Here is a 15,530-nt window from a genome sequence, read left to right as displayed (position 1 = left end):
AATATCCACTTTTAGTCTATTTTCATAGCTTTAAACATTCCTTTTAAAAATAATCATCTGTATATTGATTTTAAATACGCTGTAGGGAATGCAAAAGAAAGGTATGGATATACTCAAAATAGCGGTTAAGGAAGATGGTGTTGCAATTGTGGAATTGCATCGCCCAGAAGCGAGAAATGCCCTAAATTTAGCGCTTAGAGAGGCATTGGCAAATGCCTTTGAGGCTTTAGAAGCCGATAAAAAAGTAAAAGTGATTGTGTTGACTGGCGGCGAAAAAATCTTTGCTGCTGGCGCTGATGTCAACGATTTTCTAACGGCGACAACCAGCCAAATGTATTTGCGCCACACTGAAAAATACTGGAAAAGTATATCAAATTGCACGAAGCCAATTATTGCTGCAGTGAATGGTTATGCATTGGGTGGCGGCTGTGAACTTGCCATGCATGCAGACATTATTATTGCGAGCGAAACTGCAACCTTTGGGCAGCCAGAAGTCAAGCTTGGTCTTATGCCTGGTGCAGGTGGTACGCAGCGTTTATTACGCGCGATTGGTAAATATCAAACGATGCTGTTGGTATTAACAGGAAAATTAATTCCAGCTCAGGAAGCATTGCAAATGGGTTTGGTTTCAGAAGTAACAACTGGTGATGCGACGCTAAAAGCGATTGAAATAGCAAAAACGATTGCTGGATTTTCAACGATTGCTGTACAGCAGATTAAGGAAGTGACCAATTTAGGGCAGGATATGTCTTTAGACGGCGCACTTGCACTCGAACGCAAAGCTTTACAAATTTTATTTGATACGAAGGATCAAAAAGAAGGTGCAAAAGCCTTTTTAGAAAAACGACCAGCTGTGTATCAAGGAGAGTAACACAATGAAAATTGCGAAGATGGCGCTAGTGGGTACTGGCGTAATGGGAATGGGTATTGCACAAATTGCTGCACAGGCAGGACTTGAAGTTCGTTTATTTGATGCAAAAGCTGGCGCAGCTCAAGTGGGTTTAAATAAACTCAAAGCAACTTTAGAAAAATTGGTTGCGAAAGGGAAAATTAGCCCTGCTGCTTTTGAACAAACCATTTCCCGCTTCACTGTCGTGGATCAGCTAGAGCAGGTTGCTGGTGTTGACTTGGTTGTTGAAGCAATTATTGAAAACTTAGAAATTAAACAAACCTTGTTTAAGCAATTAGAAGATATTGTTTCTGAATCCGCTATTTTAGTTTCAAATACTTCGTCATTGGTCGTGACAGAAATTGCGGCGAGCTGTAAGCATAAAGACCGTATAGCAGGTTTCCATTTTTTCAATCCTGTGCCATTGATGAAAATTGTTGAAGTGGTTAAAGGTTTATTCACTTCGGATGAAGTAGTTGATTCTTTACTAGAGCTGGCTGAGCGCATGGGCCATTTTGGTGTAAAAACTAAGGATACACCAGGATTTTTGGTGAATCATGCAGGACGTGCTTTTGGAACAGAGTCACTTAAAATTTTAGGTGAAGGCGTTGCAACTGTCAGTGAAATGGACCGCATTTTACGTGAGTCTGCAGGTTTTAAAATGGGGCCGTTTGAACTGTATGATTTAACAGGTTTAGATGTTTCTCATCGTGTGATGGAATCCATTTTCAATCAGTATTATCAAGAAGACCGTTACCGTCCAAGCACATTGACTCGTTTAATGCTGTCTGGCAACACAGTAGGCAAAAAAGTTGGGCAAGGTTTCTATCGTTATGATCAAGATACACGTTTAGATCAAGAGCCGCCGCAAGCTGTGCCGAATGTAAAAGAGTTTAATGCAGTTTGGCTGGGTACAGACTTTGAAACAGACCGTGAAATCTTGGCGCAATATGTTCAATCACAAGGGTTAACTTTAGATGCTGCAGAAAGTCCTGCTGCTGATAGCCTAATTGTGCTGGCAACTTATGGTGAAGACACAACAACAGCTAGCCAGCGATTTAATGTGGATGCTGCTCGAAGTGTCAGCATCGATATGCTGACAGACTTTAATATGCGCCGCGTATTAATGCCGTCCATCATTACAGATAAAAAATACATTGATCAAGCGCATGCATTATTTGCAAAAAATAATCATGGTGTCAGCGTGATTGAAGAAAGTGTGGGCTTCGTCAGTCAGCGTGTGATTTCAATGATTATTAATTTGGCATGTGATATTGCTCAGCAGCGTATCGCTTCTGCTTCAGATATTGATAAAGCTGTACGTTTAGGTCTTGGTTATCCGCATGGCCCGATCAGCTGGGGCAATGTTCTTGGCGCACATCGTATTTTATTGGTACTTGATCGTATTTACGCAATTACCGGTGATCAGCGCTATCGTCCGAGCCCATGGCTGCAGCGCCGCGCAAAACTTAAATTGGATTTGCTACATACAGCATCGATTTAACGGATTTATTGATCAATTTTTCAAGAACGAAACAATATTCTGAATGGATTTAGAGGTGATTTATTATGGGTACTTTAGACGGTATTCGTGTACTAGATTTAAGCCGTATTTTAGCGGGCCCTTGGTGTGGTCAAATATTGGCTGACCTTGGTGCTGAAGTGATTAAGGTGGAACGTCCGCGTGTGGGTGATGATACCCGTATGTGGGGGCCGCCTTGGATGAAAAATGATGCTGGGGAAGAGACACGTGAAGGTGCGTATTTCCAAGCTGCAAACCGCAATAAGCATTCAATTACCATTGATATTTCTAAGCCAGAAGGACAAGAGATTGTCCGTCAGCTTGCGAAGGATTCAGATGTTGTTATTGAAAACTATAAGGCGGGCTCGTTAAAAAATTACGGTTTGGACTATGAGAGCTTAAAAGAAATTAATCCGGGTTTAGTGTACTGTTCTATTACAGGTTTTGGTCAAGATGGACCGCGTGCAGAAGAGCCGGGTTATGACTACATCATTCAGGGTATTGGCGGTTTGATGTCAGTTACGGGTGATAAAGAGCCGTTAAAAACCAGCGTTGCATTTGCTGACTTAAATACAGGTTTATATTCTGCAATTGCCATTCAAGCGGCAATTATTAACCGCTTTAAGACAGGACAAGGTCAGCATATTGATATGGCGTTGCTGGATGTACAAGTTGCATGTTTAGCCAATATTGGCATGAACTATATTACCTCAGGTGAAATTCCGAAGCGTTATGGCAACCAGCATGCCAATGTTGTTCCATATCAAGTTTTTAAAGCTTCTGATCAAGACTTTATTGTTGCTTGCGGCAATGATAAGCAATATGTGGTGCTGTGTGAAGCCATCGGCTTGCCTGAATTGGCAACAGATCCGCGTTTTGTGACCAATGCACTACGACTTAAAAACCGTGATGAAATTGTTGAAATTTTAAGTCAGCATTTCTTAACCAATACAGGAAAATACTGGGTAGAAACTATTCAGAAAGTTAAAGTTCCTGTAGGTGTCATCAATAACCTTGAACAGACTTTTGCTGAACCTCAAGTGATTGCCCGCAAAATGTTGGTTGAAATGAAGCATCCAATGAAAGAGAAATTGAAAGTTATTGCTTCGCCAATGAAATTCTCACGCACTCCAGTGCAATACCGTAAGGCACCGCCAACTTTGGGTGAAGACACCGATGCTGTTTTAGAACGATACCTTGTAGCTGAGGAAATTTCTCAGCTGCGTACGAAGGGTATTGTCGGTTAATCAAAAAGTGTTATTTCGCTTAAATTGCCAATTTAAGCGAAAACCAAGTGTTTAAGTCCCCCTGCAAAAAGGCATCAAATTTTTTTATGAAATTTGAGGGGGACACTTGTTTCATGAAATTGAAATGAAAATAAAATTTCATAATAAATTCAAATAAATGGATGTTTTAAAATCACAGGGAGGGCACTATGTTGCCATTTTTAAAATCAAGTTTAGTTGCAGCGCTGAGCAGCTGTTTATTTATTCCAATGACGTATGCCAATACGGAAATCAATCAAAAGATTGATGCGCTTTACAAAGAAATAGATCAGTTGAAAGCAATGGTTGCGCAGCAAAATGCCCAATTGCAGCAAAATCAAAATACCACGGCAACACTCGTAGCAAATACAGAAAAAGCTGATCAAGTACCCGTTAAAGCGCGTTCTAAAGGCGGTGCGGAAGTTACGCTCTATGGTTTTGTCCGTGCGGATGCTGCATATCAATTTGAAGGCGGTAATGGTATTTTTAACCGTATCAACAACGTGGCTTTAGAGGATGATGCCAATAAAAAGCAAACGGAAAACCGCTTCGACAGCACATTGACTTCATCACGTATTGGGATGGACTTAAAGACTAAACTGGCAGATAAAGATATCAATGCTAAAGTGGAAGTCGATTTTCGCGGCGGTGATAAAAACGATACTATTCGTATTCGTCATGCATATTTAGCTTGGGACAATTGGCTTGTTGGTCAAACAACATCATCATTTTTATCAACTGAGACACTGCCAGAGCTTTTAGATTTTAATGGTGTTTTGGGTGGTGGTGTTTATCGTACACCAATGGTTCGCTATAGCCATGCGCTATCACCGGATGCACAGCTTTTGGTGGGGATAGAAAAATCCAGTGATGCAAATGAGTTTCCCGCACTGACAGCAAAAGTCAGTCAAAAACTGGCCGATAACAAATTATTAATTAATGGTCGAATTTTGGCCCAAGAAGTCAGAAACCGTTCTCAGCAGGATGATCTCTCGGAATTTGGCTGGGGTGTCGCAGCAGGTCTGCAATATCAACCCGCGAATAATGTGACAGTGAATGCAAACTACTCTCATGTCGTTGGTGATGATAAGTATTTTTTATATAACGCTGCAAACAGCTATATTCAAAGCAATGATTTGAAGTTAGTTGAGTTTGATGCCGTAAGCGCAGGTCTAACGTATCGTATTAATCCAAAATTAAGAAGTACTTTAGGTTATGGTGCATTATTTTATGATGAAAATACTGCGACTGGAAATGAGAGCTTGCAGCAAGCTTGGCTAAACCTGATGTATAACCCGTTTAAGCCAGTGACTTTTGGCATGGAGTATATTTATGGTGAACGTGAAACGATGGATAATAAACAAGGTAAAGATAGCCGTTTAGAGTTTATGGCGAAATATGATTTTTAATTAGTTTATTATTTAAGTATCAGGCTATATATTAATATGGCCTGATATTATTTATTTCGGAAAAATCAATATTATCGTTTTATAATCATTAATGTTGCTGTTCCGTGTGCAAAAACTTTATTATTTTCATCAATAATTCTACCTTCAGTCATAACCAAAGTTTTTCCAGTATTTATAATGGTGCCAATCCCTCTATAGGTTTTATTTGTTTGCATCGGACGGATCATTTTAATATTTAGGTCAGTCGTGGCAAAACGAATACCTTTTTCCATGACAGTATGTGCTGCAGCGCCAGTTACACTGTCTAATACCGTTGCGCAAAAGCCACCATGAACACCGCCTTGAAGGTTTATATGGTGTTGATTTGGTGTAACTTCATAAACAATATATCCAGTTTTTACTTCAACCAATTTCATCGGGATGGTGCTGGCCATCGGGGCGTGGGAAATACTCCCATCTTTGACTGCTGTTAAAAACTCTAAACCCGTAAGTTGATCTGTAGACATTTTAAATCCTAAATATATTGCTGTTCTAAGAGAATATTTATTTTATTTATAACATAAAATTCTTAAAATTAAATACAAATTTGTTATTAGGCTGTTCTTTGTATAGTGAAAAACTATTGTTAGTCGAATAAAAATTTTATTATACCTGTGTGGTTTATTTATGTAGATTTGTGTTTAGGGTGTTTTTATTTGAGTTAAAAATTCATTTTATTTATATGAATTTTATAAATTAAAACGTCGCATTGTAATTTATTTTCCAATGTGTATCTTCTATTCATTATTAATACGTAGAAAACTATGCGCCAAATTCATAAAATATTAGTTGCGAACCGTGGTGAAATTGCGATTCGTGTCATGCGGGCAGCATCTGAAATGGGCATTCGAACCGTTGCGATTTATGCAGAAGAAGATAAATTTGCAATGCATCGTTTTAAATCAGATGAAGCATACCGAGTAGGAGTAGGCAAGAAACCAATTGCTGCTTATTTAGATATCAATGACATCATCCGAATTGCATTAGAAAATAATGTAGATGCTATTCATCCAGGTTACGGTTTTTTATCAGAAAATCCTGATTTTGCAGAAGCTTGTAAAGATGCTGGAATACTGTTCATTGGGCCAAGTGCAGATGTGATGAGACAGCTTGGCAACAAAGTTATGGCGCGTAATGTCGCAGTCATTGCTGGTGTGCCGGTGGTACCAGCAACAAATGCACTGCCAGAATCGATTGCCGAATGCCGAGAGATTGCTGCTAAAGTAGGTTATCCATTAATGCTGAAGGCGAGCTGGGGCGGTGGTGGTCGTGGCATGCGGGCAATTGAAAATGAGACAGAGCTTGAAGATGCTATTCATATTGCACGCCGTGAAGCAAAATCTGCTTTTGGTAATGATGAAGTTTATTTAGAGAAGTTGATTCGCCAGGCACGTCATGTTGAGGTGCAGATCCTCGGTGATATGCATAACAATATTGTTCATTTGTTTGAGCGTGATTGTACGGTACAGCGTCGCAATCAAAAAGTTGTAGAGCGTGCGCCTGCCCCATATTTGAATGAAGATCAGCGTCAAAAATTATGTGCAGCAGCCTTAAGGCTTGCAAAGGCGGTGAATTATACGCATGCGGGTACAGTTGAGTTTTTGATGGATGCTGAAACAAGCGAGTTTTACTTCATCGAAGTTAACCCTCGTATTCAGGTTGAGCATACAGTCACTGAGGAAATCACAGGCATCGATATTGTTAAAGCTCAGATTCGAATTACTGAAGGGGCGAAGATCGGTGAGAAAGAAAGCTTTGTTCCTGTCCAAGAGCAAATCAAAATGCTTGGTCATGCCGTTCAATGCCGTCTGACCACTGAAGACCCGAAAAATGGTTTTATGCCAGATTATGGCAAGCTGACCGCATATCGTGCAGGGACTGGTTTTGGGGTTCGGGTTGATAGCGGGACAGCTTATACTGGTGCTGTCATCAGTCCATATTATGATTCACTGCTTGCAAAAGTGACGGTACGTGGTTCTTCTATGGATGAAGCCAATTCACGTATGTTGAGAACTTTAAAAGAATTCAGAATACGCGGTGTTGCGAATAATTTAGCTTTTCTAGAAAACGTGATTACCCATCCATTATTCAGTTCGGGCCAATGTACGACGAAATTTATTGATACAACACCAGAACTGCTGAACTTTCCAATTAAACAAGACCGTGCAACGAAACTCTTAGAGTTTTTAGGTGATATCACAGTCAATGGTCAGCCAGAGTTGAAAGGGCGACAATTACCTCAAATACAGACCTTTTCAGCACCGTTACCGTCTTGGGATCTTAACAATGATTCAGGTTTAACAGGTTCTAGAGAGCAATTTAAATTGCTCGGCGCAGATGGTTTCAGCCAATGGATGTTAGATCAGAAACGTGTCTTGATCACCGATACGACCATGCGTGATGCACATCAGTCATTGTTTGCGACGCGAATGCGCAGTGCAGATATGCTTGCCATTGCGCCATATTATTCAAAAATGACAGATCAGCTATTTTCACTTGAGTGCTGGGGCGGGGCGACCTTTGATGTATCGATGCGTTTCCTAAAAGAAGACCCTTGGGAGCGTTTGGAAAAACTGCGTGAAGCCGTACCAAATATTTTATTCCAAATGCTGCTCAGATCTTCAAATGCGGTGGGTTACACCAATTATCCAGATAATGTCGTACGTCATTTTATTCAGCAAGCCGCGCAGTCTGGTATTGATTTATTCCGTGTTTTTGACTCTTTAAATGCAGTGGATAATATGCGCGCAGCGATAGATGCTGTACGTGACACGGGCATGCTTTGTGAAACTGCAATTTGCTATACCGGTGATATTTTTGATAGCAGTCGCCGCTATGATTTGAAATATTATGTCAATATGGCGAAACAGCTGGAAAAGGCTGGAGCAAATATCTTAGCAATAAAAGATATGGCCGGTATTTGTAAGCCTAAAGCTGCCTATGAATTGATTAAAACCCTAAAAGAGGAGACGGGTTTACCAGTTCACTTCCATACACATGATACAAGCGGGATTGCCTCAGCAAGTATTCTAGCTGCAATTGATGCGGGAGTAGATGCTGTAGATACGGCCATGGATGCAATGAGCGGTTTGACCTCACAGCCAAGTATGGGCTCTATTGTTTCGGCACTGCAAAATACTGAGCGTGATACAGGTTTAAATCAGAAAAATCTACAAGCGTTATCGAGCTATTGGGAAGGCGTACGTAATATTTATGCACCGTTTGAAGCAGATATGCGTGCAGGTACAGCAGATGTTTATCATCATGAGATGCCAGGCGGTCAATATACTAACCTACGTGAACAGGCGCGCTCTTTAGGCTTAGAAGAGCAATGGTCAGATATCTCAGATGCGTATGCCCAAGTCAATTTACTGTTCGGTGATATCGTTAAAGTCACGCCGACCTCTAAAGTTGTAGGGGATATGGCTTTGTTTATGGTGTCGAATAAGTTGACGACCGAAAATGTAAAAAGCACAGACTATGCAATTGATTTCCCTGAATCTGTGATTTCGCTGTTTAAGGGTGAATTAGGAGTGCCTGCGCATGGTTTTCCTGAAGATTTACAACGAAAAATTTTAAAAGGTGAACAGCCTTTAAGCGATCGTCCAGGTGCGCTTTTGCCTGCAGTTGATTTAACGGGGGAAAAGGCAAAAGTTGAAAAACATTTAGGCCAATCGATTCGTGAGCAAGAGTTTGCTTCTTATTTGATGTACCCAAAAGTATTTATGGAATTTATGTCGCATAAGCAGAAATATGGTGCAGTGTCTAATATACCTTCGACTGCATTTTTTTATGGATTAAAAGAAAATGAGGCTGTTGAGGTACCGTTGGAAAAAGGCAAAATGCTAGAAATTAAGCTTTTAGCACAATCCCAAGCGAAAAATGGAAGTATTGACTTATTTATTGAATTAAATGGTCAGTTGAGATTACTGCAGATTCAGCAAACTGGACAACTGTCAGAACAGAGCCGTACTCAAGCTGAAACAGGAAATGCGCAGCATGTTGGCGCGCCAATGCCGGGTATGATCAGTACTGTTGCTGTGAAACAAGGGCAGAAAGTAGAGAAAGGAGAAACTTTATTTACTGTTGAGGCAATGAAAATGGAGTTGGCGGTTAAAGCGGAAGAGGATTGTATTATTCAAGACATTTTATTGAATTCGGGTCAATCTGTAAAAACCATGGATTTGGTGATGACATTATCCTAACAGAAAATAAATTCAACAAAGCCCAGATTTGCAATCTGGGTTGTCGTTTATACTAATTTATTAATTGAGCCATTTTGTCATTCAATAAGGTGTAATCAGGTGGGGTAGTAGTAGCACCTGAAATAAGCATGTTTTGCTGTCTGTAACATCCAGCATTGTCATTATCAATATTTTTAAGAATTAGTTGATGGATATTCTGGATTTGCCATTCAGAAAAAGGCTCTTCTTTACGAATAAAGCCTTCTACATAGTAAATCGCATTTCTACGGTTAATTGCCTCGAAATGTGCTCGTAATGCTTTCCCGCCAACAGTATTACCTTCCAACACAACTTTTGTTTCTAGCAATGTCAGTGTATTGGCTGCAATTGCATTTGAATGGTATGTTCAGCGAACAATAAGATTTTTTTACAATTGCAGGAGAAAGGGGACGATGCTGATCTAATTTTGTTTTTAAAGTATCTATAATGTCAAACATAACTTTTTATCTAAAGTTGAATTTTTAAATGATATATATAAGAAATGTTATAACATTTCATTTTATATTCGATTTACATGTGCTAATCTCAGTGCACAAGTTCAAATCCTAAAACTGACTTTGAACAAAATTAATTTTAGGATTCAATACACTAAATCTAATTTGGGTAAAAATTGGGTACAAAATTTCTAATTTATATAAATTGATATTTAAAATCATTAGTTTAGGTTCTGAGTTCAATTGACGCCATCACCAAAATTCAATTCAGAGATGTTCGACTGAATGTAAAAAAGCCCTTAAATTCAATATTTAAGGGCTTTTTTATTGGCTGTATTGTCTGTCGCTTGAGCAGTGCACCCCAATTTTTGCCTTTTACGGGTAATTATTGGAACAATTTATCCATTTAATTTTTAGTCTAGATAATGGGTATATAGATCAACTCATTGATACGAAATACAGAAAAGCATAGGCCCAAGATAAGTATTACCGCCTTTCAGATGAAAATGGTTCATCACTATTGATCATACCCATTGAACAAAAATAAAGAAATGTATGCTATACCGTTCATTGTGAACGCAATTCTGAGTCATTCAGTCTATATCCTGAGGGGGAGTTTAAAGAAAACAAGAGAGCTTGCCCTTGAACTGAAATAAATGTATTACAAGTCAGTCTATTACAAATATATCAAGCTATTTTTTAAAGTCGTCGTTGAGAATCAAAGAATAAATAGTCATGATCTAAAAATGATAATTTGCTTTATTCAACTCTTTTGAGACAACAGTGTAATCTTTAATCCCTTAGGAAAATTCGGTTCAAATTGGACGGTGTAAGCATATTGTTGCAGCATCATCTTGACCAAAGACAACCCTAAACCATGACCTTTTTGTTGTGCTGACTTGCGCCAGAAACGTTGCCCTAAGTAACGAATGTCTTCGGCATTTAAATGTCGGCCGTTATCTTGAATGTGTAAAGTGTTTTTCTGCATACTCACGTTAATCACATCAGCATTTGCATGTAATAGTGCATTTTCAAGCAGGTTTTTAAGAACAGAATACAAGACAAATTCAGGTAATGCCAAATCACCAAGACTGTGCCAATCGACCTGAATTTTAGCTGTTGCTTCAGGATAAATCAGTGCTAAATCATCAAGTACTTTGGCAATAACGGGCTTTACCTGAATGCTTGCTTTGATCTGTTCAATAGATTGATCGGTATTCGACAGCATCAGTAATTGTTCAAGTAATTCAGAATAACGGTGAATACTTTGATTGGCTTGATCTAAACGCTGTTGCAATTTGGCATTGCCGTCATTTTGTGCCATCAGTTGTGCCAATTGCACATTGGTTTTAATTGCAGTTAAAGGACTGCGTAATTCATGTGCCGCATATACACTAAAGACTTTTTCATTTTCAAGACTTTGATGCAGTTTGTGGACTAAGCGATTCGCATTTTGCACAAAAGGGTAGATCTCTGAGGGCATGGTATTGGCATCTAAACTTGTGAGATATTGGCTTGCCTCATTGAGCGATAAATTTGACTGACTTAAATTGCTTACAACCAGATCCAAGGCTTTAAATTCTCGACGAACAATTAAAACAATTAAGCCGATACACAACAATAATGACAAGATCAGCGGAATTAAGACCGATTGCAAAATCTGTTTTAGCAAAGACTCCCGCAAAAACATACGCTCTGCAGCCACTACTTGAATCTCACCACGGCGTAACACATAACTGCGCCATTGCGTCTCACCTTGTTGCCAAGTACTAAAACCAACTGCTTGCTGACTTAAATCTTTCGGTGCCCCGCGTGTTTTGGCAATCACATGCTGTCCTACACTGATGTCAGAGCTAAATAAAGATACTTCGCAAGCGATCAATTGTTCTTGATCTGTGGAATGAAGTTGTTGGACTAAGGCAGACTCATCCAAACTTTGCAGTGGTAATTGTTGAATCAGTCGTGCGACCATTTGTGCGGAGGCATGCAAACGTTGATCTAAGGTGTCCTGAAGACGCTTTTGTAAGTCTATATACAGCCAAACAAACACCACACTCCATAAGCCGATCATCACAGCCAAAAGACTACTGACCAAGCGCCATTTTAAGCTGTGTGATTTTTGCATGGGATTGACTCAGGAATTTTAAACATATAACCGACACCACGAATAGTCTGAATATAGTCCGCATTCAATTTTTGCCGTAAATGATAAATATGGACATTCAAGGCATTACTTTCGATACTGTCTTGAAAGCCGTATAACTTATCTAACAGCACTTCGTTTTTAAGTACTTGATTTGGATGGCTCATCAAGGTTTCAAGCAAACTGTATTCACGTCGTGAAAGCTGAATCATTTGATCTTGATAATGGACTTCTTGAGTGTCTTTATTGAGCTTTAAGTGGTCAAATTGAATGACATTCGATGAAAAACCGCGGTGACGTCTGGTGAGTGCATGAACTCGTGCAATCAGTTCATCCAGTTCAAAAGGCTTGGTTAAATAGTCATCGGCACCGACATTTAATGCCTCAACACATTGTTGGGTCTGTAACCGTGCGGTTAAAACCAAAACAGGGACATGAATCTGATCTCTGCGCCATGATCGCAGTAAGTCTAAACCATCTTGGTCAGGTAGGCCTAAATCCAGCAAACATAGATCGACCGCACTGTGACGGATAAAATAATCCGCATCACGCGCATGACTCACATGCTCTACTGAAATATTTAAAAAATCCAAAGTGGCACAAATACTTGAGGCAATATATGGATCATCTTCAACCAAAACAACAAACATAGCGTTTTCCTGACTTCCTGCCTGTATTTTATAAATGATTTATCTTGTTAATGCTCCCTTAATTTATGCTTTTGCATAATCAACCAAAATAGATTCGTATCGGGTATTGGAAGTCATCTATGCGTATAGGGTTAGTAGGGTTGTGTGGAATATTCAGCATTTTGAGTGTGCAAAGTGCATCCGCTGATTTTTTACCCCCTGATCAAGCATTTGCTTTTCAGGCTGTATCGACAGCGCAAGACCAAGCCAGCTTCACGTGGCGTATTGCTGATGGTTATTATCTGTATCATGATCAGATTAAAGTCATTGAAAATGGCAAAGCATTATCACTGCAACTGCCTCGTCCACAGCAAAAAGATGACCCCAATTTCGGCATGACCGACGTACATTATGGTCAAGTGCAAGCGACTGTCGCCATGCAACCCAATCAAAGCTATAAAATTGAATGGCAAGGCTGTGCCGAAAGTGGCTTATGTTATCCAGTACAGCGTACAACCATTCACACCGATGCCGATGGATTATTGCCTGAAAGCAAGCTGAGTCAGCAAAGCACAACGCAAAAGAAATTATTAGATGCAGTTACATCCACCTCATTACCCAATACTGCAATGCCTGTAGATCCACAGGCGAAAAACACTGAAACTGTAACAGTTGTAACGCCAGCAAATACAGCAGAAGTCAAAGCGGATGAAAATGGTTTAAGTCCCTCTTCTGAAGTGACTGCTTTAACAGAACCTAGCGAAGCCAGTACGCCAGAGCTAGACGATGCCTTGATGATGCAGGCAAGTTCTGAATCTGTGACTACTAGGAATGCTGAACAGCGCACGAAGCAGGCCGATTGGAACAACGACCAGTACTTCTTTTATTTACTTTCAACAGACAATATTGCACTGAATCTGATCATTTTTTTAGGTTTAGGTGTATTGCTCGCATTCTTACCTTGTTCCTTACCATTGATTCCGATCTTATCCAGTATTTTAGTGCAACGTCATCGTGGCTATCGTGCCGGCATGATTGCAGGTGTCTTTGTGGTCGGAATGGCATTGATTTATGCCTTGATGGGTTTAGCTGTGGCTGGACTTGGCTATAACTTCCAACGTTGGTTACAAAGTCCCATCTTTATTGGGTTATTTGCCGTGATGTTCGTGCTGTTTGCATTGAATTTATTTGGCATATTCCAGTTGTCTTTACCACAAGGTGTATTACAGCGTTTAGATCAATGGCAACAACGACAAAAAGGTGGAACCTTATGGGGTTCATTCATTATGGGTATGATCTCTGCGCTAATTGTCGGACCCTGTATGAGTGCGCCATTGGCAGGGGCTTTGCTGTTTGTTGCGCAATTGCCTGAACCGTGGATGGGGGCTAGTTACCTGTTTATTCTAGGTCTAGGTGTGGGCTTGCCATTGTTGATTGCTTGTGTGTTTGGTGCACAGTACTTACCCAAACCGGGCGTATGGATGGATCGTCTGAAATTCACTTTTGGTTTTGTCATGCTGTTGTTGGCGGTGTATTTCCTACGTCCTTTACTGCCGAGCGTGGTTTATTTGACGTTGATGGGACTCCTATTAATCGGTATTACCATTTACATTTTATGGAAGATACGTCCGCATATTTTGCAAATGCCGACGCAACTGCTGTTCATTGCAATGAGCTTAGCTACTGCAATATCGGGTGGATGGTATGTCACGCAAGCATGGTCACAACTGAGTACGACACAAGCCACAACATTAGTCGCATGGCAAAAAGTACGTACCCAAGCTGAGCTTGAACAGGCACTGAATCAAGTCAAAGGACAAGCAGTGCTCATAGATGTGTATGCCGATTGGTGTGTGGCTTGTCAGCCGATTGAAAAAGAGGTGTTACCTCGTGCCGATGTACAAATAGCTTTAGATGCTGTTGCTCGAATCAAACTCGATTTAACCGAATATGAAGCAAGTCAAGATATTGTGCTGAAAGACTGGCAGATTTTAGGACCTCCAACCATGATTTTCTTAGATGTACAGCATCAAGAGCAGCGCAATCTACGTTTGACGGGTACCTTTAGTGCAGCGCAACTCTTGAGCCGATTAAACCGAGGTACACCGCCATGATCTCAAGCGAAGCACTGCATCTTGGACCATTCATGTTGCCTTGGGGACTGTTGTGTTTGGTGTTGGCTTTGCTGGTCAGCGCCATGATTGGACGAAAAGTCGGGCAAAAAGCACAGTGGTCAGCCGAGATTCAACAGCGTTTCCAAGATTCTATTTGGAACAGTGTTTGGATCGGATTAATAGGTGCACGCCTAGTCTTTATTGGATTAAATCTGGAATCTTATCTCGCATCGCCCATTGATATGCTGAAAATTCAAGACAAAGGGTTTCATCTGATTGGCGGAATAATTATAGGAAGTGCATGGTTTTGGTGGCGAAATTCAGCCATTGCGAACAAAGCAAAAGCCACATTATTGCTGATCTTTGTCCTGCTTATGGGGGCAGGATGGACAGTACAAAAAATCATGCATCAAGATAGCCATTATCCAAATTTGAGTTTTCCAAGTCTGAACCTAGCCATTCAAGATCCGTCAGAAATGATTGCGCTAAAACAATTTCAAGGTCAGCCGACGGTTGTGAATCTATGGGCGAGTTGGTGTCCGCCGTGTCATCGTGAAATGCCTGTATTACAGCGTGCGCAGGATCAATATCCTGAGGTGCATTTTGTCATGCTCAATCAAGGTGAAGAGGTCGATACCGTCCGTACTTATCTCACAAAACATCACTTCAGTTTTCAAAATATTTTGCTCGATATGCAGGGTGAAATGCCACAAGCAGTGAACAGTTTAGGTTTACCCACTACCTTATTTTTCAATGCACAAGGTCAGTTAATTGAGCGTCATCAAGGCGAAATCAGTCAAGCGATGTTGCAACAATATCTCAAGAAAATTAACCCATAAATT

At 40.3% G+C, this 15,530-nt stretch carries 10 protein-coding genes and 1 pseudogene; 7 read left to right on the top strand and 4 right to left on the bottom strand.

Annotated elements, in window-relative coordinates:
• The first annotated feature begins 88 nt into the window (after positions 1 to 88).
• From MST18_RS11805 to MST18_RS11790, 4 genes are all read left to right on the top strand, one after another.
• Complete coding sequence (locus tag MST18_RS11805) at positions 89 to 871, top strand: enoyl-CoA hydratase-related protein (RefSeq protein WP_180010063.1); 783 nt, start codon at positions 89 to 91, stop codon at positions 869 to 871.
• A 4-nt stretch (positions 872 to 875) separates the two neighbouring features.
• The gene (locus tag MST18_RS11800; protein ID WP_180010064.1) at positions 876 to 2,393 is read left to right on the top strand and encodes a 3-hydroxyacyl-CoA dehydrogenase; all 1,518 of its coding nucleotides are present in this window, start codon (positions 876 to 878) and stop codon (positions 2,391 to 2,393) included.
• A gap of 65 nt (positions 2,394 to 2,458) precedes the next feature.
• Entirely contained in the window at positions 2,459 to 3,658 is a 1,200-nt protein-coding gene (locus tag MST18_RS11795; protein WP_180133758.1) for a CaiB/BaiF CoA-transferase family protein, read from the top strand.
• A gap of 188 nt (positions 3,659 to 3,846) precedes the next feature.
• Positions 3,847 to 5,085 carry a DcaP family trimeric outer membrane transporter gene (locus MST18_RS11790; RefSeq protein ID WP_180010066.1) on the top strand — a complete coding sequence of 413 codons (1,239 nt, stop codon included), beginning with the start codon at positions 3,847 to 3,849 and terminating at the stop codon, positions 5,083 to 5,085.
• A 71-nt stretch (positions 5,086 to 5,156) separates the two neighbouring features.
• Here MST18_RS11790 and MST18_RS11785 read toward each other — a convergent pair whose 3' ends face one another.
• Entirely contained in the window at positions 5,157 to 5,591 is a 435-nt protein-coding gene (locus tag MST18_RS11785) for a PaaI family thioesterase (protein ID WP_180010067.1), read from the bottom strand.
• Positions 5,592 to 5,888: 297 nt separating this feature from the next.
• On the opposite strand from MST18_RS11785, the gene MST18_RS11780 reads away from it, so the two are divergent.
• On the top strand, positions 5,889 to 9,329 hold the full coding sequence (locus MST18_RS11780; protein ID WP_180133757.1) for a pyruvate carboxylase: 3,441 nt from the start codon (positions 5,889 to 5,891) through the stop codon (positions 9,327 to 9,329).
• A gap of 55 nt (positions 9,330 to 9,384) precedes the next feature.
• Here the strand turns inward: MST18_RS11780 and MST18_RS11775 are convergent.
• From MST18_RS11775 to MST18_RS11765, 3 genes and pseudogenes are all read right to left on the bottom strand, one after another.
• Positions 9,385 to 9,805, bottom strand: a pseudogene (locus tag MST18_RS11775) (Fic family protein); the annotation flags it as partial.
• 760 nt (positions 9,806 to 10,565) lie between these two features.
• Positions 10,566 to 11,927 (bottom strand): ATP-binding protein, encoded by a 1,362-nt coding sequence (locus tag MST18_RS11770; RefSeq protein ID WP_180129846.1) that lies wholly within the window; start codon positions 11,925 to 11,927, stop codon positions 10,566 to 10,568.
• Positions 11,906 to 12,595, bottom strand: a complete 690-nt coding sequence (locus tag MST18_RS11765) for a response regulator transcription factor (RefSeq protein ID WP_180133756.1) — start codon at positions 12,593 to 12,595, stop codon at positions 11,906 to 11,908. The genes MST18_RS11770 and MST18_RS11765 overlap by 22 nt, the downstream gene beginning before the upstream one ends.
• Positions 12,596 to 12,714: 119 nt before the next feature.
• Between MST18_RS11765 and dsbD the strand changes: the two genes are divergently transcribed.
• Together dsbD and MST18_RS11755 are read left to right on the top strand one after the other, a co-directional pair.
• Positions 12,715 to 14,688 (top strand): protein-disulfide reductase DsbD, encoded by a 1,974-nt coding sequence (dsbD, locus tag MST18_RS11760; RefSeq protein WP_180133755.1) that lies wholly within the window; start codon positions 12,715 to 12,717, stop codon positions 14,686 to 14,688.
• Entirely contained in the window at positions 14,685 to 15,527 is an 843-nt protein-coding gene (locus MST18_RS11755; RefSeq protein WP_180133754.1) for a TlpA disulfide reductase family protein, read from the top strand. Before dsbD ends, MST18_RS11755 begins: the two co-directional genes overlap by 4 nt.
• Positions 15,528 to 15,530: the final 3 nt, after the last annotated feature.

It is taken from the genome of Acinetobacter sp. YH12068_T (genome assembly GCF_024606005.1).
GTDB classification, from domain to species: Bacteria; Pseudomonadota; Gammaproteobacteria; order Pseudomonadales; family Moraxellaceae; genus Acinetobacter; species Acinetobacter amyesii.
Note: the sequence above shows the minus strand (reverse complement) of the source record. Positions and strands in the feature narration are given on the sequence as shown.

Bases quoted from the DNA above. Each gene is read 5' to 3' on its own strand.
- MST18_RS11805 (WP_180010063.1), top strand. From the start codon at position 89: ATGCAAAAGAAAGGTATGGATATACTCAAAATAGCGGTTAAGGAAGAT.
- MST18_RS11800 (WP_180010064.1), top strand. From the start codon at position 876: ATGAAAATTGCGAAGATGGCGCTAGTGGGTACTGGCGTAATGGGAATG.
- MST18_RS11795 (WP_180133758.1), top strand. From the start codon at position 2,459: ATGGGTACTTTAGACGGTATTCGTGTACTAGATTTAAGCCGTATTTTA.
- MST18_RS11790 (WP_180010066.1), top strand. From the start codon at position 3,847: ATGTTGCCATTTTTAAAATCAAGTTTAGTTGCAGCGCTGAGCAGCTGT.
- MST18_RS11785 (WP_180010067.1), bottom strand. From the start codon at position 5,591: ATGTCTACAGATCAACTTACGGGTTTAGAGTTTTTAACAGCAGTCAAA.
- MST18_RS11780 (WP_180133757.1), top strand. From the start codon at position 5,889: ATGCGCCAAATTCATAAAATATTAGTTGCGAACCGTGGTGAAATTGCG.
- MST18_RS11770 (WP_180129846.1), bottom strand. From the start codon at position 11,927: ATGCAAAAATCACACAGCTTAAAATGGCGCTTGGTCAGTAGTCTTTTG.
- MST18_RS11765 (WP_180133756.1), bottom strand. From the start codon at position 12,595: ATGTTTGTTGTTTTGGTTGAAGATGATCCATATATTGCCTCAAGTATT.
- dsbD (WP_180133755.1), top strand. From the start codon at position 12,715: ATGCGTATAGGGTTAGTAGGGTTGTGTGGAATATTCAGCATTTTGAGT.
- MST18_RS11755 (WP_180133754.1), top strand. From the start codon at position 14,685: ATGATCTCAAGCGAAGCACTGCATCTTGGACCATTCATGTTGCCTTGG.